This is a genomic window from Polaribacter sp. MED152 (assembly GCF_000152945.2).
Classification (GTDB): Bacteria; Bacteroidota; Bacteroidia; order Flavobacteriales; family Flavobacteriaceae; genus Polaribacter.
In genome coordinates this window covers 337,537-356,918 of record NC_020830.1, presented here as the reverse complement: position 1 = coordinate 356,918, position 19,382 = coordinate 337,537, and the positions used below count along the sequence as shown (strand labels likewise).

At 31.0% G+C, this 19,382-nt stretch carries 13 protein-coding genes, 1 other RNA gene and 1 riboswitch; of the genes, 4 read left to right on the top strand and 10 right to left on the bottom strand.

Going from position 1 to position 19,382, the window contains the following annotated elements; translation table 11 throughout:
* Positions 1-45 precede the first annotated feature (45 nt).
* Positions 46-1,212: a nitrate/nitrite transporter gene (locus tag MED152_RS01635; protein WP_015480105.1), complete on the top strand. Its 1,167-nt coding sequence runs from the start codon at positions 46-48 to the stop codon at positions 1,210-1,212.
* 46 nt (positions 1,213-1,258) lie between these two features.
* On the opposite strand, the gene MED152_RS01630 is transcribed toward MED152_RS01635, so the two are convergent.
* The 8 genes from MED152_RS01630 to MED152_RS01600 all read right to left on the bottom strand — a co-directional run bounded on the left by MED152_RS01630 (position 1,259) and on the right by MED152_RS01600 (position 11,083).
* Complete coding sequence (locus MED152_RS01630; RefSeq protein ID WP_015480104.1) at positions 1,259-3,526, bottom strand: aconitate hydratase; 2,268 nt, start codon at positions 3,524-3,526, stop codon at positions 1,259-1,261.
* A gap of 170 nt (positions 3,527-3,696) precedes the next feature.
* Positions 3,697-4,004, bottom strand: an RNA gene (gene rnpB, locus MED152_RS13445) — RNase P RNA component class A.
* 194 nt (positions 4,005-4,198) lie between these two features.
* Positions 4,199-5,332, bottom strand: a complete 1,134-nt coding sequence (gene dnaJ / locus MED152_RS01625; RefSeq protein ID WP_015480103.1) for a molecular chaperone DnaJ — start codon at positions 5,330-5,332, stop codon at positions 4,199-4,201.
* 56 nt (positions 5,333-5,388) lie between these two features.
* A complete protein-coding gene (locus tag MED152_RS01620) occupies positions 5,389-5,937 on the bottom strand; it encodes a nucleotide exchange factor GrpE (protein ID WP_041383284.1) in 549 nt (182 codons plus the stop codon).
* Positions 5,938-6,021: 84 nt separating this feature from the next.
* Entirely contained in the window at positions 6,022-6,573 is a 552-nt protein-coding gene (locus MED152_RS01615; RefSeq protein WP_015480101.1) for an NUMOD4 domain-containing protein, read from the bottom strand.
* Positions 6,574-6,660: 87 nt separating this feature from the next.
* Positions 6,661-7,968, bottom strand: coding sequence for a UDP-N-acetylglucosamine 1-carboxyvinyltransferase (murA, locus tag MED152_RS01610; RefSeq protein ID WP_015480100.1), 1,308 nt, complete (start codon positions 7,966-7,968; stop codon positions 6,661-6,663).
* Positions 7,969-7,971: 3 nt separating this feature from the next.
* On the bottom strand, positions 7,972-8,622 hold the full coding sequence (locus MED152_RS01605) for a DUF4290 domain-containing protein (RefSeq protein ID WP_015480099.1): 651 nt from the start codon (positions 8,620-8,622) through the stop codon (positions 7,972-7,974).
* Positions 8,623-8,758: 136 nt separating this feature from the next.
* Positions 8,759-11,083: an ATP-dependent helicase gene (locus MED152_RS01600; protein WP_015480098.1), complete on the bottom strand. Its 2,325-nt coding sequence runs from the start codon at positions 11,081-11,083 to the stop codon at positions 8,759-8,761.
* 363 nt (positions 11,084-11,446) lie between these two features.
* Between MED152_RS01600 and MED152_RS01595 the strand changes: the two genes are divergently transcribed.
* Positions 11,447-11,959 (top strand): hypothetical protein, encoded by a 513-nt coding sequence (locus MED152_RS01595; RefSeq protein WP_015480097.1) that lies wholly within the window; start codon positions 11,447-11,449, stop codon positions 11,957-11,959.
* Between the two features lie 241 nt (positions 11,960-12,200).
* Here MED152_RS01595 and MED152_RS01590 read toward each other — a convergent pair whose 3' ends face one another.
* Positions 12,201-14,105 carry a TonB-dependent siderophore receptor gene (locus MED152_RS01590; protein WP_015480096.1) on the bottom strand — a complete coding sequence of 635 codons (1,905 nt, stop codon included), beginning with the start codon at positions 14,103-14,105 and terminating at the stop codon, positions 12,201-12,203.
* An 82-nt stretch (positions 14,106-14,187) separates the two neighbouring features.
* A riboswitch (cobalamin riboswitch) is annotated at positions 14,188-14,384 on the bottom strand.
* Between the two features lie 76 nt (positions 14,385-14,460).
* Here MED152_RS01590 and guaC point away from each other — a divergent pair.
* Complete coding sequence (gene guaC / locus MED152_RS01585) at positions 14,461-15,498, top strand: GMP reductase (RefSeq protein ID WP_015480095.1); 1,038 nt, start codon at positions 14,461-14,463, stop codon at positions 15,496-15,498.
* On the top strand, positions 15,498-16,625 hold the full coding sequence (locus tag MED152_RS01580) for an ABC transporter substrate-binding protein (protein WP_015480094.1): 1,128 nt from the start codon (positions 15,498-15,500) through the stop codon (positions 16,623-16,625). Before guaC ends, MED152_RS01580 begins: the two co-directional genes overlap by 1 nt.
* A gap of 15 nt (positions 16,626-16,640) precedes the next feature.
* Here MED152_RS01580 and MED152_RS01575 read toward each other — a convergent pair whose 3' ends face one another.
* Positions 16,641-19,379 carry a DNA gyrase/topoisomerase IV subunit A gene (locus MED152_RS01575; protein ID WP_015480093.1) on the bottom strand — a complete coding sequence of 913 codons (2,739 nt, stop codon included), beginning with the start codon at positions 19,377-19,379 and terminating at the stop codon, positions 16,641-16,643.
* Positions 19,380-19,382 lie beyond the last annotated feature (3 nt).

The following is a 19,382-nucleotide window of genomic DNA, read 5'->3' as shown; positions in this document are numbered from 1 at the left end:
TTTTAGCCTTGAATAATCTTTAATTTATGCTAATTTCGTAAACCAATGAAAACACCAAAATACATACTTCCTATTATTGTAATTTCTCAGTTTTGTTGCACCTCTTTATGGTTTGCTACAAATGGAGTCATGAATGCTGTTATTAACGAATATCATTTAGAAGCAAATGCAATTGGTTACCTAACATCTGCAGTACAGTTTGGTTTTATTATAGGAACTTTATTATTTGCGCTATTTACAATAAGTGATCGTTTTTCACCATCTAAAGTATTTTTTATTAGCGCAATTTGTGCTGCACTATTTAATTATTCCTTTGTACTTGAAACTTTTGAGTTACCTTATTTACTGATTTTTAGATTTTTAACAGGATTTTTTCTTGCTGGAATTTATCCTGTAGGAATGAAGATTGCCACTGATTATTATGATAAAGGTCTAGGCAAATCTCTAGGGTATCTTGTTGGAGCATTGGTTTTAGGTACTGCTCTACCCCATTTAATAAAAGATTTATTCGTTACAACTTCTTGGAGATTTGTAATTACAACTACATCTGTATTATCTATTTCTGGTGGTATATTATTGGTTCTTTTTGTTAAAAATGGTCCTTTTAGAAAAAAATCTAACAGTTTTGACCTTTCAATTATCTCTTCTGTTTTTAAGCAACCAAAATTTAAGCAAGCGTCCTTTGGTTATTTTGGTCATATGTGGGAGCTGTATACTTTTTGGGCCTTAGTTCCTGTGTTATTAGTTTCTTATAATCAATTGTATGCTAACCTAAATATTGATATTTCATTACTCTCCTTTGTAATTATAGGTATAGGTAGCATATCCTGTATATTTACAGGCTATATTTCAAATAAAATAGGCGTAAAAAAAACTTCATTTATCTTTTTAACAGGATCTTTTATATGCTGTTTAATTTCTCCTTTTGCTTTCTTGCTCGAGAATCAAACCCTATTTATTAGTTTTTTAATGATATGGAGCTTTTTAGTGATTGGAGATTCACCCATGTTTTCAACCTTGGTTGCCAATAACGTAAATGCAAAAAACAAAGGAACTGCCTTAACCATAGTTAATTGTATAGGTTACGCAATAACCATTATAAGTATCTTGATTTTTACCAAACTGAGTTTGGCTTTTCAATCTAATTTTATTTATATGCTTCTAGGAATAGGACCTTTATTGGGAATAATAGCTCTTAAAAAAAGAGCATAAAAAAACTCCTGAATTTCTTCAGGAGTTTTACATATCATTTAATTGATTATGCGTTTTGCTTTTTAATTAAATTTAAAGCAGAACCTTCATTATACCAATCAATTTGAGCTTTGTTATATGTGTGATTTAATTTGATAGTATCAGAACTACCATCTTTATGCACAATCTCTAAAGTTAATTGTTTGTCTGGAGCAAACTCATTTAAATCTACAAAGTTGAATGTATCATCTTCTTGAATTAAATCATAATCAGCTTCATTAGCAAACGTTAAACCTAACATTCCTTGTTTTTTCAAGTTAGTTTCATGAATTCTAGCAAAAGATTTTACAATTACTGCTGCAACACCTAAATGTCTTGGTTGCATTGCTGCATGCTCTCTAGATGAACCTTCACCATAATTATGATCTCCAACAACAACAGTTTTAATACCTTCTTTCTTATACTCTCTTTGTACAGCAGGAACAGCATCATACTCACCTGTTAATTGATTTTTTACAAAATTTGTTTTCTTATTGAATGCGTTTACTGCTCCAATTAACGTATTATTTGCAATATTATCTAAATGTCCTCTAAAACGTAACCAAGGTCCAGCCATAGAAATATGGTCTGTAGTACATTTACCAAATGCTTTAATTAACAATTTAGCACCATTAATTGTACTACCTAAAGGAGTAAAAGGTGTTAATAATTGTAATCTTTCTGAATCATCACTTACAGAAACTACTACTCCACTGCCATCTTCATCAGGAGCTAAGTAACCATTATCTTTTACGTCAAAACCTTTTGGAGGTAATTCCCAACCTGTTGGCTCATCAAACATAACTTCTTCACCATTTTCGTTGATTAATTTATCCGTTAAAGGATTAAAATCTAAACGACCTGCAACTGCAATTGCTGCTGTTAATTCTGGTGATGCAACAAATGCGTGAGTATTTGGATTACCATCTGCTCTTTTAGCAAAGTTTCTATTGAAAGAGTGAACTATACTATTTTTTGGTGCATTTTTAGGATCTGAATATCTTGCCCATTGCCCAATACATGGTCCACAAGCATTTGTAAAGATTTTAGCATCTAAATTTTCAAAAATGCCTAAAATACCATCTCTCTCTGCAGTATATCTAACTTGCTCAGAACCAGGATTTATACCTAATTCAGCCTTAATTTTAAGACCTTTATCGATAGCTTGTTGTGCAATAGAAGAGGCTCTAGATAAATCTTCGTAAGAAGAGTTGGTACAAGAACCAATTAATCCCCATTCAACAGCTAAAGGCCAATCGTTTGCATTAGCCTTATCTGCCATTGCAGCACCTACTGGAGTAGATAAATCTGGTGTAAAAGGTCCGTTTAATAACGGTCCTAATTCAGATAAATTAATTTCAATTACTTGATCAAAATATTGTTCTGGATTCTCATAAACTTCAGAATCTGCAGTTAAATAATCTTTAATTTCATTTGCTGCATTTGCAACATCTTCTCTATCTGTAGCTCTTAAATAACGCTCCATAGATTCGTCATAACCAAAAGTAGATGTGGTTGCACCTATTTCTGCACCCATGTTACAAATAGTTCCTTTACCTGTACAAGACATAGAAGTTGCACCTGGCCCAAAATATTCAACGATTGCACCTGTACCACCTTTAACAGTTAATATCTCTGCAACTTTTAAGATTACATCTTTAGGAGCTGTCCAACCAGATAATTTACCTGTTAACTTAACACCAATTAATTTTGGGAATTTTAATTCCCAAGCCATACCAGCCATTACATCTACTGCATCTGCACCTCCTACTCCAATAGCTACCATTCCTAATCCACCAGCATTTACTGTATGTGAATCTGTACCAATCATCATTCCTCCAGGAAATGCATAGTTTTCTAAAACTACTTGGTGAATAATACCTGCTCCTGGTTTCCAAAATCCAATTCCGTATTTATTAGAAACTGATTCTAAAAAATTAAAAACTTCACTACTTGTATTATTTGCGTGCTTTAAATCTGTTGCAGCACCTTCTTTAGCTTGTATTAAGTGATCACAATGAACAGTAGTTGGCACAGCTACTTTAGCTTTACCTGCTTGCATAAACTGTAATAATGCCATTTGAGCAGTTGCATCTTGACATGCAATTCTATCTGGAGCAAAATCTACATAATCTTTACCTCTTTCTAATTCTTTTGTAGGATTGCCTTCCCATAAGTGAGAATACAAAATCTTTTCTGCTAGCGTAAGTGGTTTACCTGTAATTTTACGAGCAGCGTCCACACGTTCAGTCATATTCGCGTAAACCTGTTTGATCATGTCAATATCAAATGCCATATTTAGTTGTGATTTTTAAATTTAGTATGACAAATTTAAGGTAATAAAATCAATTTTGAAAAATAAATAATAGATTGCAGTAATTAATAAATAAAAAAATGCTATTTGCTCAAAATTGGGGTATAATTCCAAAAAAAAACGCTGAAAAACAGCATTTCTTTGAATTAATCATAAAAAGCAGACTCTTAAGCCGAATTCTGTTCCAATATAATTGGTTCTTATCATTTATCTAGTTTTAAAATTACTTTTAAAATCTATCTGCCTACCCTTTAGAATCGAGCGAGTAGCCCTCAAGCTCTAATATACATGACATTGCACCTCATAGAGTTTACCTGGTTTCACTACAGCCTAACTGTACTTGCTTTCTGTTGCACTTGTCCTCAACTTACGTTGGACGGATGTTATCCGCTATGAATACTCTTTGGTGTCCGGACTTTCCTCTTTAAAAATATTTAAAGCGATAAGATAAGTCTGCTTAAATTATGATTATGTTATAGTTTATCCTTCAAAACAAAACCCACTCAAATTAAAAATTTGAGTGGGAAAAATTGCTATGAAAAAGAAAAAGTGTTATTGGTTGCCCAATAACACTGTAAAGATACTACATTTTAAAATATATTTTATTATGATAAATCGAATTAATTAACTCAGTATTATCATTTTAATATTTTTTTAAGAAAACATGTCTTTTACCTTCTCAAAAAACGATTTATCTGATGTATTTGGATTTGGTGAAAAGTTTTCATCCTCAGACATTTTTTCAAAAAACTCTCTTTGTTCTTTGTTCAATTCTTGAGGTGTCCATACATTAATATGAATTAGGAAATCTCCTGTTCCATATCTCTCAATACTTGGTAAACCTTTACCTTTTAATCTTAAAATTTTACCTGATTGAGTACCAGAATCTATTTTAATTTTAACCTTACCTGTAACCGTTTCAACTTCTTTGCTTGTTCCTAAAACTGCTTCTGAAAAGTTTACATATAGATCATAGTGAATATTTGTGCCTTCTCTTTTTAATTTTTCGTGTGGAATTTCCTCTATCAAAACTAATAAGTCTCCTGCAATAGAATTCTTACCAGGTGCTTCATTACCCTTACCACCTACTTTTAACTGCACTCCTTCTGTTACACCAGCAGGAATGTTAATAGAAACTGTTTCTTCTTTTACCACTAAACCTTGAGCATCTGCCCCATTTGGTTTACTGCTAATAATTTCTCCAGCACCAGAACAAGTAGTACAAGTAGTTGCAGTTTGCATTCTACCTAATATAGTATTCGTAACTCTCATTACTTGACCTGATCCATTACAAGTATCACAAGTCTTATACTTTACACCATCTGCCTGTATTTTTCTTCTAACTTTTACTTTCTTCTCAATTCCTTTAGCGATTTCTTCTAAAGTAAGTTTAACACGAATTCTCATGTTACTTCCTTTAACTCTAGCTTGCCTTTGGCCTCCACCACCAAAGCCACCAAAACCACCACTAAAGCCTCCACCTCCAAAGATGTCTCCAAATTGGCTAAATATGTCATCCATATTCATGCCTCCACCTCCAAAGCCTCCTCCACCTTGAGGGCCATCGAAAGCTGCATGACCATATTGATCATATCTTGCTTTTTTATTCTCATCACTCAAAACTTCATAAGCTTCTGCTGCTTTTTTAAAGTTCTCTTCAGCAACTTTATCATCTGGATTTTTATCTGGATGATATTTAATCGCCATTTTTCTATAGGCTTTTTTAATTTCTGCTTGAGTTGCAGATTTTGATATACCTAATATTTCGTAAAAATCTTGTTTTGCCATTTTCTTATGGTTTGTAATTTACAGTTATAACTAACTTGTAAAGAATTCGTCAATAATTATTGTCCTATTACAACTTTAGGGTAACGAATAACCTTATCTCCTAATTTATAACCTTTTTCAACACAGTCTATTACCTTACCCTTCATATCATCTGATGGTGCTGGAATTTGTGTTATTGCTTCATGAATTTCAGCGTCAAATGTATCTCCAGAATTTGTTTCAATTCTTGATAATCCTTTTTGTTCTAAAGTATTATAGAACTTATTGTAAATTAAAAGTACGCCCTTTCTTAACTCTTCTGCTTCTTTATCATCTTCGATATGTGTTAAAGCACGCTCAAAATCATCTACAATTGGCAGTAAAGATGTCATTAATTCTTGTCCTGCTGTTTTAAATAATTCAATTCTTTCTCTTGAAGTACGCTTTTTATAGTTTTCAAACTCTGCAAAAAGTCTTAAAAACTTATCTTTTTCTGCCTGAATCAACTCTTCTGCTGTTGGTTCTTTTTTAGCTTCCTTTGTTTCAATATCTTGATTTTCTTCAACTTGCGAATTTTCTTGCTCGTTTTTTATTTCTTCTTCCTGTATATTTTCTTTCTTACTCATTTCTTTGTAATCGTTAAATTGTCTACAATTTATTGACAAAAACATTGCCAATAAAAAAATAGTGCCAATTTGACACTATTTATTTTAAATTTTAACATGAGACCAATTCTCTCCTGTTTTTATGCGATGAATTTGCATATCTGATACTCCAAATCGTTTAGCAATCATAGAAATTCTAGTTCTATTATTCTTTAATTGACGCTTAATGATTTTTACTTTTCCTTCGCTAAGTTTACCTATATTTCTACTTCTTTTTTTAACCACACTTTCCCAAGTTGGGTTGTTAAATTGATGCAGTTCTTTTTCTCTTTTTGTAGCCCATTTAAGGTTACTAACTTCATTATTTTTTTTATCGTAATCTAAATGAATTACATAACGTTGCTCTTCATTTTCTTTGTCAATAAAATGCTGGGCAACCAGCTTGTGAACATATCTACTTGTAGATTTTTTGTTCACTTCTTGTTTTAGAGAAATGGTTTCATAACCATTAATAAAGGTTTTGTTTCTAAGGTAAGGAACCTCTGTATTACAATTAATTACCCTGCCATAATTAGAGATTTGGTATTTCTCGTTTACGGCTATTTTTTCATCAAACTGAATGTCTTTCCATTCTTCATTATACAAGTTTCTAATCATGTTTAAAAAAGTTAAATTATGGGGTATTCAAAATTTACTCTTCTTCTTCTTTCGAAACTTTTTCTTAGCAATAAGAATTTTATTTTTTTACGCTACTCTTTCTATTTTTGCGCCTATCGATTTTAATCTAGCTTCAATATTTTCATAACCTCTGTCTATTTGTTCTATGTTATGAATGGTACTAGTACCTTTGGCTGATAATGCTGCAATTAATAATGATATACCAGCTCTAATATCTGGAGATGTCATTGTTGTTGCTTTTAAAGCACTTTGAAAATTATGCCCTATAACTGTTGCTCTATGAGGATCACACAAAATTACTTTGGCTCCCATATCAATTAATTTATCTACAAAAAACAGTCTACTTTCAAACATTTTTTGATGTATTAACACTGTACCTTTTGCTTGTGTCGCAATTACCAATACAATACTTAATAAATCTGGTGTAAAGCCAGGCCAAGGTGCATCTGCTACTGTTAATACAGAACCATCTATATAATTTTGAATCTCATAAGAATCTTGTTCTGGTATATAAATATCATCTCCTCTTTTCTCAAATTGAATTCCTAGTTTTCTGAATACATTTGGAATTTGCCCTAAGTTCTCCCAACTAACGTCTTTAATAGTTAATTCAGATTTTGTCATTACAGCTACACCAATCCAAGAACCAATTTCTATCATGTCTGGTAATACTCTATGTTCACATCCTCCTAGAGAATCTACACCATTTATTACCAATAAATTAGAACCAACACCTGTTATGTTAGCGCCCATAGAATTTAGCATTTTACATAATTGCTGTATGTATGGTTCACAAGCAGCATTGTAAATTGTTGTGGTGCCTGTTGCTAAAACAGAAGCCATTAAAATATTTGCAGTACCAGTAACTGAAGCTTCATCTAAAAGCATGTCTGTACCAAAAAGCTCCTCAGCTTCTACACCATAAAAATGTTCTTCTTTATTATATCTAAATTTAGCTCCTAATCTTATAAAACCTTCAAAATGGGTGTCTAATCTTCTACGCCCAATTTTATCTCCTCCTGGTCTTGGTATATAACCTTTACCAAATCTTGCCAATAAAGGGCCAACTATCATTATTGAACCTCTTAAAGAACTACCATCTCTCTTAAAGTTCTCAGACTCTAAATATTCTAACTTTAATTCGTCTGCTTGAAAAGAATATGAATTACTACCTAACTTTTCTATTTTAACACCTAATTCTCCTAAGATGAAAATTAATTTGTTAACGTCTATAATGTCTGGAACATTATTTACTATAACCTTTTCTGGCGTTAATAAAACAGCACATAATATTTGTAAAACCTCGTTTTTAGCTCCTTGAGGTGTGATGGTTCCATTTAATTTATGACCACCTTCTATTTTAAATGATGCCATGGTTTAATATCTTTTTCTACCTTTATTATTGCTGTGAGACTTTTTATGATTGCTCTTAGAATGATTTTGTCCTTGTGAATTTCTTTTCTTAAGTAAGTTTTTACTTTCAGAAAGTTCTTCTTCAGAATCTCTTAAATCGATTTTTTTATCGGATAAATCATATAAATGTTTAAAAATTACTGCATCATCTACAGTATCTTTATTCCAATTTAAATAACATTTTTTCATATGATTGGCTATGGTGTAAACCAATGCTTCTTTTTTATCTCCATCTTCCCAACTTAAAGCAACATCTATCATGGTTTGAATATTGTTACCATAATAACGATATCTAGAAGCTGATTTTGGATAAGCCAAACCTTCTGGCTTTTCTTGCAATTCTTCTTTTGACGGAATTGGATAAGGTGAATCTACATCTAAATTAAATTTAGACATGATAAAAAGCTGATCCCATAATTTATGTTTAAAATCTGGAACATCTCTTAAATGCGGTTGTAAATTACCCATAACATCAACAATTGCCAATGCCATTTTATTACGTTCTTCTTTGGTTTCTAAAGCCACACAATGATTTACAAGTTTTTGTATATGTCTTCCATACTCTGGAATAATCATTAATGTTCTTTCTGAATTATATTCTAAATCGAATGTCATTTATCTATTTTTGTGAAGTGTATTACCGAATATAAATTTCATTTTAAGTAATGAAAGTTTTCGATTTGCTAACTTATACTGTTGTAGTTCTTAAACGTTGCAAAATAACACTTTATTTTTATTTATGGTTTATTTTTTAACCAATCACTTTTAATTTGGCAAATTGTAATAATAATTTCTTTTTACCAACTGTACTGAACTTAATTTCTGCTTTTTGATTTGGGCCTTTACCTTCTAAAGCAATTACTTCTCCTGCACCAAACCTGTTATGTTCTACAATATTACCAACAGCAACATTACCATCAAATAAATTGGTTTTTGATGTAGATGCTTGCGACACTTTTCTAAGGTTTTTAGGAATGATAATTTCTTTCTTCTTTGCCAAATCTCGCTCCATTTTTTTACGTTGAATTGGTTTCTGAAAACGGATTCCTTTTGGAGCATCATCAAACAAACTTTTATCTACAAATCTGTTGATAGACGGCTCAGGCATTTTAGGAGCAATATAATGCAGATATTGATCATCTATTTCCTCTAAAAATCTACTTGGCTCAGCATCTACCAATTTACCCCATCTGTAACGTGTTTGTGCATAGCTTAAATACGCCACTTTTTCGGCTCTTGTTAATGCAACATAAAATAACCTACGTTCTTCCTCTAGCTCACTTCTTGTATTCATACTCATTGCAGAAGGAAACAAATTTTCTTCTAAACCAACTATATAAACATATAAATACTCTAAACCTTTAGATTGATGAATGGTCATTAATGAAACACTTGGCTTATCATTATCCTTTTTCGAATCGAAATCTGTTGCCAAAGCTACATCTTCTAAGAAAGTGGTTAAAGAGGCATCTTCACCTTCCTCAATTTTATCTGTGATAAAGTCTTTAATTCCGTTTAAAAGTTCTTGAACATTCTCTACTTTACTTACAGCTTCTGGTGTGCCATCTTTTTCTAAATCTTTAATTAATCTAGTTTCTTTAACAACAACTTCTGCAATTTCGAATGCATTTTTGGTTTGTGCCTCTATTTGAAGCCTAAGAATCATGTTCATAAAATTCTGTAACTTTTTTTTAGTTCCAGAATTAATCTTAATATCAATTTTATCAATATACTTTATAATTTCAAAAATTGATTTTTTATAATGATTGGCTGCAATCGTTAATCGATCTATAGTTGTAGCTCCAATTCCTCTTGCAGGATAATTAATAATTCGTTTTAAAGCTTCCTCATCATTTGGGTTGATAAGAATTCTTAGATAAGACAAAATGTCTTTAATTTCTTTTCTCTGATAAAAAGAGATACCACCATAAATAGTATAATCGATATTCTTTTTTCTTAAAGCGTCTTCAATGGCTCTAGACTGCGAATTTGTTCTGTATAGTACGCAAAAATTGTCTGGAGTTAATTGATGGTTCATCATATTTTCCCAAATAGATTGAGCCACAAATCTGCCTTCTTCACCATCAGAAATGGTACGCATTACATTTATAGAATCTCCTGCATCATTACTTGTCCAAACTTCTTTATCTAATTTGGTTTTATTTCTTGCAATTACTGAATTTGCAGCGTTTACAATGTTTTTTGTAGATCTGTAATTTTGCTCTAGTTTAAAGGTCTTAACATCTGGATAATCTTTTTGAAAATTAAGAATGTTTTGAATGTTTGCGCCCCTAAAACTATAAATACTCTGAGAATCATCACCCACCACACAAATATTCTGAAAACGATCTGCTAAAGCTCTAACAATGATATATTGTGAATGGTTTGTATCTTGATACTCATCTACCATTATATAACGAAAACGATCTTGATATTTAGCTAGAACATCTGGAAAGCGAGCTAACAATTCATTGGTCCTCAATAGTAAATCATCAAAATCCATAGCTCCAGATTTGAAGCACCTATCTACATATTCTCTATAAATATCACCAACTTTTGGTCTGCTTGCATGCATATCTGCTTCTTGCAAATCAGAATTATTAAAATAGGCTCTTACTGTAATTAAACTATTTTTGAACGATGAGATTCTACCCAAAATTTGCTTGGGTTTATAGCGCTCTTTATCTAAATTCATTTCTTTAATAATGGTACCCATTAATCGAACTGAATCTTGCGTATCGTAAATTGTAAAGTTTGATGGAAAACCAAGCTTGTCTGCCTCAGATCTTAAAATTCTGGCAAAAACAGAGTGAAAAGTACCCATCCAAAGATTTTTAGCTTCACTTTGCCCAACAACACCAGCAATTCTCTCTTTCATTTCACGAGCTGCTTTGTTGGTAAATGTTAAAGACAAAATATTAAAAGCATCTACTCCAGATTGCATTAAATGTGCAATTCTATATGTTAATACTCTTGTTTTTCCAGAACCTGCACCTGCAATGATAATCATAGGACCATCTTTTTGCAATACTGCTTGTTTTTGAGGTTCGTTTAAAGAATCTAAATAGGTATTCAATAGTTTGTTTTGAAAGAATTTTTGAAAGTGTGAAATTAGCGAAACTAATCGTTTTTATAAAGCAAGATCATTGGTTTTTATTCACATTTTATGAAAATAAAATTCGCTTGAAAATCAGAATAAATTAAAATTCGTTACAATACCCGAATATTTTTATTTTTTTGTATCTATTTTTGTTATTAATCTTGATTTTTTAAGGTGGATATTTTCATTGACTTTAAAATCAATATTAATATTTGGAGTTTAAAAAACATTAAAAGACATAAAATAAATAAATCGATTTTAATATTAACCTTGCTGGACATTGGTTTAGCTGATATTATTGGAATTACCTATTTCTATTTTAAAAATTTATTTTAGTACATGGAAGATAAACTATTTGAAAGTATCGCCTACATTTTACCTGCAGCAGTAACTGGATTTGTAGCCTATTATATGTTTACAGGTTTTCTTAATCAGAATAATAAAGAGAAACAATTAGACTTAATTTCCGATAAAAAGAAAGAAGCTTTACCTATTAAATTGCAGGCTTATGAAAGAATGTTATTATTTTGTGATAGAATAAATCCCATAAAACTAGTGGTTAGAGTTGCACCTATCTCTAATAATACTAATGATTATCTTCAACTTTTAATTGCAAACATAGAACAAGAGCTAGAGCATAATTTTGTGCAACAACTTTATGTTTCCGAGCAAAGTTGGCAAGCAATTATCGCTACAAAAACAGCCATCATAAAAAACTTACAATTAATTGCAAACGAATCTAACTCAGCACAAGATTTTAGAGAAAATATTTTAATTGAATATGGTAAAAAATCTTCTGTTATCGAAACTGCAACAGCAATTATTAAAAGTGAAGTTGCTAAACTAATTTAATAAGAAAAGCCTTCTAAAAGAAGGCTTTTTCATACAATAATAAAAATTGGGGGACATTAAATTATCATCAATATATTTTTAAAAAAAGTCAATTATCTTTAACTTTTAACTCATTTATTTACAGATAGTTGTATTTAATTACAGTATAAATATAATAAATTTAATTCAGTAATTGATTTTTTTATCATAAATGCTTGTTAAATTTAACTCACTTATTATCAATAAATTAAATAAGCCACTACTATAATTGAATCTTCACCCCTAAATTATAATTTCTTCCTCTGGTAGTAAACCCTGCAATTTCTTGAAAATCTTCATTCAAAATATTGGTTAAGCTTCCATAAAAAGTAACTTTATTTTCTAGGATACTATGATTAATAAAAAAATCGAATAAATTGTAAGAATCTAAAGCTACATTTCCAAAATCTTGAGTTTCATCTACCCATCTATAGCTTAATGAAGTAAAGGTATTTTTACCTAAATTATAATTGGCCTTAATAAAGAATTTATTTTGAGGTATTTTCAAAAGTAAATTTTCATCACGATCTATATAAGTGTAATTCGCCAATAACTTTAAACTATTTGAAACACTATATATTACTTCAGTTTCAAACCCTTTAGCAGAAAAAGTTCCTAAATCGTTTATGGTTTGAAACGTGTTTGGATCATACCCAATTTTATTAGTTTCTTCTCTATAAAAATAAGTAGCATTAAAGGTTAATTTATCACCCAAAGCTATATCAAATCCACCTTCTACAGTTGTTGTTTCTTCAGGTAACAACTCATCTATACTAGGTAATTTTGTAAAAATTTCAGATAAAGTTGGTGTAATAAAAGCTGTACTGTAAGAAGCAAATAACTTGATATTATGTTCATTAATTCTAAAATTATAAGAAGGATTAATGTTGTAAACAAAGTTATTTCCATACTCACTATGAATATTTAATCGACCACCAACATTTACATTTAAACCTTTTTCAGACATATAATTTACAGATAAATAAGGATCATAAAAATGTTGTTTTCCTGAACCTTCTTCTATAGTACTAAAAGATGTTCTTTGAGTCATGTCTTGATATTGAGAAGTTATACCTACTAAAAATGAAAACTCCTCATTGAACATGTAGTTGTTGTAAATATCAAAACCATACACTTCACCATTAAAAAAGTTCTCAGAAGGTGTTTCTGTTCTATCTATATCAGTAAGAAAAGTTCTAATTTTTAAAGAACCATTAGCATAGGTATAATCTGCATTCACACCTACTCTCTTTTGAACGCTGTTTAAGTTGTTATCTCTATCTGCAGGTATACTCGCAAAAGTTACAGGATCGAAATCAAAACCATCAAAATCTGTTGAAAACTCATCATAACTGGTTAATAATCCTATTTTAAAATGATCACTCAATGCATAATTAAGTTTTACTAAAACATTTTGTCTAGCAAAATTATCTTCTTCAAATGCTGTGGCTGTTGAACTTTCTGCTGCAGATAAACCAGAAGAACCATTCGCATTTAAAGCTAAAAGGTAATCTAACTTACCTAAAGTACCATTAAAATTAAAACTCGTAGAAAACTCTTCTGCAGATAAGCTATTGTTCTCACTTGAACTGTTAGAGCCAATTGATGAACTAAAAGATCCTCTAAAACCTTTCTTTGATGCTTTTTTAAGAATAATGTTTATTACCCCAGTTGCAGCTCCTGTTCCATATAAAGTAGAGGATGCACCTTTTAAAACCTCAATTTTCTCAACTTGATTGATATCTATTTGACGTAAATCAAAATCACCATTGAAAGAACTAGGGTCATTTACGTTAACACCATCTAACAAAATGGCAACTTGTCTATTTCGTCCACCTCTAATGTAATACCCTAAATTTTGTCCTTTTGTACTAAAATTACCATTAATTTCAACTCCAGGGACATCGTTCAATAAGTCTAAGATGGTTTTACCTTGACTATTTTCAATAGTTTCTTGTGTAATTTGATAAACTACTTTACCAACGTTTTTTTTATTGGTTGCAAATTTTGTAGCAGTTACCACTACTTCATCTAAAGCTTCTACTTTCTCTTTCTTTTCTTGAGAGAATACTTTTGTACTGACAAAACTACATGCCAATACACTAACAATTAATAATTGTTTTTTCATTTTTTAATAAATTTGATTTACAATAAATCAGGTAAATTTCGTGTACAGAAAAAAATAGTACATAAACTTTTATCCCGAAAGTTTTTAACTCATGATTAAAGGCAGGTCTCCTGACTTGCGTCTTGTAACAAACCTTCCCAACAAATAGTCAGTGGCTAAAGAATTAGTTACAAGCTTTATAGCTTACAGTTGCGGGTACAGTTCTGGATTTTAACCAGATTCCCTTTTAATTTAATGTAAAATGATTTTTACATTAAAACCAAAAATCGGGGCAAATATATGCGCTTTATTAATTATAATCTAATTAAAAGCCAAACAAATTATATATCTTTAAACCTTATTTTAAAAATGATAGATGAGAATAGAAAACGAATTAAAACTAGGTTTTAAGGATGTAATGATAAGGCCAAAAAGATCTACTTTAAAATCTAGATCACAAGTGAGCCTAGAAAGAAATTTTAAATTTTTACATAGTGATATTACTTGGACAGGTATACCAATAATCGCTGCAAATATGGATACTGTTGGTACTTTTGAAATGGCAACTGAACTTGCAAAACACAAATTATTTACAGCCATTCACAAACATTATAGCATTGAAGATTGGAGGAGATTTGCCAAAAACAGTCCGAAAGAAATATTAAATAATATTGCCATTAGCACAGGTACAGGAAAAGAAGACTCTATTAAGGTAAAGCAAGTCTTAGAAGAATTTCCTCAAATAAATTTTATCTGTATTGACGTTGCTAATGGTTATTCAGAACACTTTGTAGAATTTGTAAAACACATGCGTTCAGAACATCCTAAGAAAGTAATTATTGCAGGAAATGTAGTAACAGGCGAAATGGTAGAAGAATTATTGTTAGCTGGCGCAGACATTATTAAAGTTGGTATTGGCCCAGGATCAGTATGTACAACTCGCGTTAAAACTGGGGTAGGCTATCCTCAACTATCTGCAATTATTGAATGTGCAGATGCTGCTCATGGAATGGGTGGACATATTATTTCTGATGGTGGGTGTAAAATTCCTGGTGATTTATCTAAAGCTTTTGGTGGAAGTGCAGACTTTGTAATGTTAGGTGGTATGTTAGCTGGTCATTCAGAAAGTGGTGGTGATACTATAGAAAAAAATGGCGAAAAATATAAAGCATTTTATGGAATGAGCTCAGAAACTGCAATGAATAAATATTCAGGAGGAGTCGCAAATTATAGAGCTTCTGAAGGTAAAATCGTTGAAGTTCCGTTTAAAGGAGATGTAGAAAATACAATTATTGATATTTTAGGAGGAATTAGATCTACCTGTACTTATGTAGGTGCTAGTAAATTAAAGGAGCTCACAAAAAGGACTACGTTTATCAGAGTTCAAGAGCAAGAAAATCAAGTTTATTCTTAATGAAAATAAAAATTCTACAAGTTTTATTGGTGGTTAGTTGTTTAATTGCTTGTAAAAAGGAAGTAAAACAAAATACCTCAACTTCAAAAACAGCAATAACTCTAAAATATGCAAAAGGCTTTGAAGTTAAGATAGAAAATGGTGTAAAGAAACTACTAGTAAATGCTCCATTCCAGAATGCAAATAAAACATTTGAGTTTGTTATCTCTAAGGATACAAATCCAAAAAATAAAATCGCAAATTCTATTCAAGTTCCTATAGAAAGAATGGTGGTGACCTCAACCACTCATATACCAATGGTTGAGCTTTTAAATGAGCAAACATCAATAGTTGGGTTCCCCTACTCAAGATATGTTTCTTCTAAAAAGACAAGACAATTAATTGATGATGGTAAAATTGTAGAAATTGGTAAAGAATCTTCTTTAAATATCGAAATTTTATTGGATTTACAGCCACAGTTAGTTGTTGGTTATAGCGTTAACTCAGCAGATAAATCACTAACCACAATTGAAAAATCCGGAATTCCTGTTATTTATAATGGAGATTGGCTAGAGGAAACTCCTTTAGGAAGAGCTGAGTGGATCAAGTTTTTTGGAGTGCTTTATAACAAAGAAAAAAAGGCAGATAGTATCTTTAAAAGTATAGAACAGAATTATTTAGAGGCTAAAGCTTTGGTAAAAAACCTTAAAGATAAACCAACCATTCTCTCAGGCGCAATTATGAATAAAGATGTTTGGAATTTACCTGCTGGTGAAAGTTTTGTTGCTCAATTTTTAAAGGATGCAAACCTAAATTATCTATGGCAAAATACGGTAGGAAAAGGAAGTTTATCCTTAAGTTTTGAAAGTGTGTTTGACAAAGGAGCAACAGCTAATTATTGGATTGCTCCTGGTTATTTTTCATCAAAAGAGCACATGTTAAAAAACAATGAAATTTACAAGGAATTTAATGCTTTCAAGAATGATGAAATTTATACACCATCTACTAAAAAAGGAGCCACAGGTGGTATCATTTATTACGAAATTGCACCTACAAGACCAGATTTGGTATTGAAAGACCTTATTAAAATTACAAATCCTGAACAATTACCAGATTATAAATTGACGTTTTTTGAAAAAATGAAATAGATTAAACTTTATTCTTTAAAATAATTTTGTTTGATTTTCATCATCTAGTTTCTTTTGTTCTGCTTTTTTCTTAGCTATAGATTTTTGTAAGGCTAGCTTGGCTTTTTCTTCTGCAGAAAGTTCATCAGCCACTGGTTTCTTAATATCAGATTCAGAAATTTCTAATGGTAATTTTTCTTCTAAAACCTCTTCATCAACTACCTCTATTTCCTCAGATTTAGCTTCTTCTGGTTCTTCATAAGGTAAAGATTCTAACAAATTAATATTCTTAATCTTATCTGTTGTTAATTGGTTTCCTAAAGCTTTAATTCCTTTTACTGCTATAAACTCCTCAAAGTTAAGTTTTTCATTTTCTAGACTTCTTTTAGAAAATTGTATTTCTGCAATTGGTCTATGATCAGTAGCTACAATCTCTAATTGACTTTTTGGATGATCTGAAATAAACTCTTCTTCTTTTTCAGGCGTTTCTATAACAAAACGTTTCACATAATAACGTTCTTTATCTCCATCAAAATAAACTGCTGATATAGGTTTAGCTGGTTTCCATTTTTCTAAAACAATCATATCATCTTCAAAATGCATTGCTAAATCTGGCTTAACTGCTTTTGCTTTACCACTTTGAGTAATAATAAGCAATTTATCTTCTGCTCTAAATTCACCTAAAAGCTCTCCTCTATTGTCTACATTCAAACGTTGCACAGCATCATCAAACCAAATTTTTCTAGGTTTTAATGTAGATACTCCTTCAGATTTAAAATCTACACTTTTAATGGCATATTTAGTAATCGTATTTCCACGAACACCTCTACCTTTCACAGCTAAATCTGCAAAATCTATATCCCATTTTAATTTTTTTACACTACCTACAGCTCTTAGATTTATAGTAACAACCTCTGCTTCTCCATTTGGATTTGCAGAAAAATAATGTACTACAGAGCCTTTGCTTCCATTGGCCAAATTATACTCCTTATCTCTAGTAACTGAAGTCACGTTAAAACGTTTCATGTAACTTGGGCCACCCTTTCCATCTCTGTACATCATATTATATACAGTACGTTTGTCCTTCTTTTTGAAGACAGCAATGTGAATAATATCTTTACCAACAAAAGTTTTAGCATCTACTTTGGTTACCAACATTACACCATCTTTTCTAAAGACGATAATATCATCAATATCTGAACAATCAGTAACAAATTCATCTCGTTTTAAAGAAGTACCAATAAAACCTTCTGCTCTGTTTACATATAATTTAGCATTGTTCATAGCCACTTTAGATGCTACAATATCATCAAAGATTCGTATTTCTGTTTTACGCTCTTTTCCTTTGCCATAAGTGTCTTTTAATCTTTTAAAATAGGCAATTGCAAATTCGATTAGATTTGCTAAATGATGTTTTACACCCGCAATTTTTTCTTCTAAACTTTCTATAAATTGCTTAGCCTTATCAATATCGAACTTTGATATTTTCTTTATTCTAATTTCTGTTAAACGTGTAATATCATCAACAGTTATGGCACGTTTTAAATGTTTTATGTGTGGTTTTAATCCTTTGTCAATTGCTTCAATTACGCCTTCCCAAGTTTCCTCTTCTTCTATATCTCTATAAATTCTATTTTCAATAAAAATTCGTTCTAAAGATGAAAAGTGCCATTGTTCTTCTAGCTCATTTAACTGAATTTCTAACTCGCGTTTTAACAATTCTACTGTTAAATCTGTAGAATGTTTTAGCATATCTGAAACACCAGTAAAAACAGGAGTATTATCTTTAATAGTACAAGCTAAAGGTGATATTGACGTTTCACAATTTGTAAAAGCATATAACGCATCTATAGATTTGTCTGGAGAAACGTTTGGTGGTAAATGCACCAAAATTTCCACTTCTGCAGCAGTATTATCTTCGATCTTTTTAATCTTAATTTTACCTTTATCATTGGCTTTTAAAATACTGTCGATTAAAGAAGATGTTGTTGTAGAAAAAGGTATTTCAGTAATTACTAAGGTTTTCTTATCAAGCTGAGAAATTTTAGCTCTAATTCTAACCTTACCTCCTCTTTTACCATCATTATAATTGGTAAAATCTGCAATACCACCTGTTAAAAAATCAGGAACAAGTTTAAAGCTTCTGCCTTTTAAATATTTTATAGAAGCATCTATCAACTCATTAAAATTATGAGGTAAAATTTTTGTTGATAAACCTACTGCAATTCCTTCTGCACCCTGAGCTAGTAATAACGGAAACTTTACAGGTAAGTCTATAGGCTCTTTTCTACGACCATCATAAGACAATTTCCACTCAGTTGTTTTCGGATTGAAAACTACGTCTAAAGCAAATTTAGACAAACGTGCTTCTATATATCTTGATGCTGCAGCTCTATCTCCAGTTAAAATATTACCCCAGTTTCCTTGCATATCAATCAGCAATTCTTTCTGACCAATTTGAACCATAGCATCTGCAATAGAGGCATCTCCATGTGGATGATATTGCATAGTGTGCCCAACAATATTTGCAACTTTGTTGTATCTACCATCATCCAGATCTTTCATAGAATGCATTATTCTACGTTGAACGGGTTTTAAACCATCTTCTAAAGAAGGTACAGCTCTTTCTAAAATTACATAAGAAGCGTAATCTAAAAACCACTCTTTATACATTCCTGTAACCTTGGTAATGGTTTCTTCTTGAGGCGAATCTGTATTAGAATCTAGATTCGTCAACTCTTCTTCGTGTTCGTTTTCGTTAATTTCTTCGCTCATGTT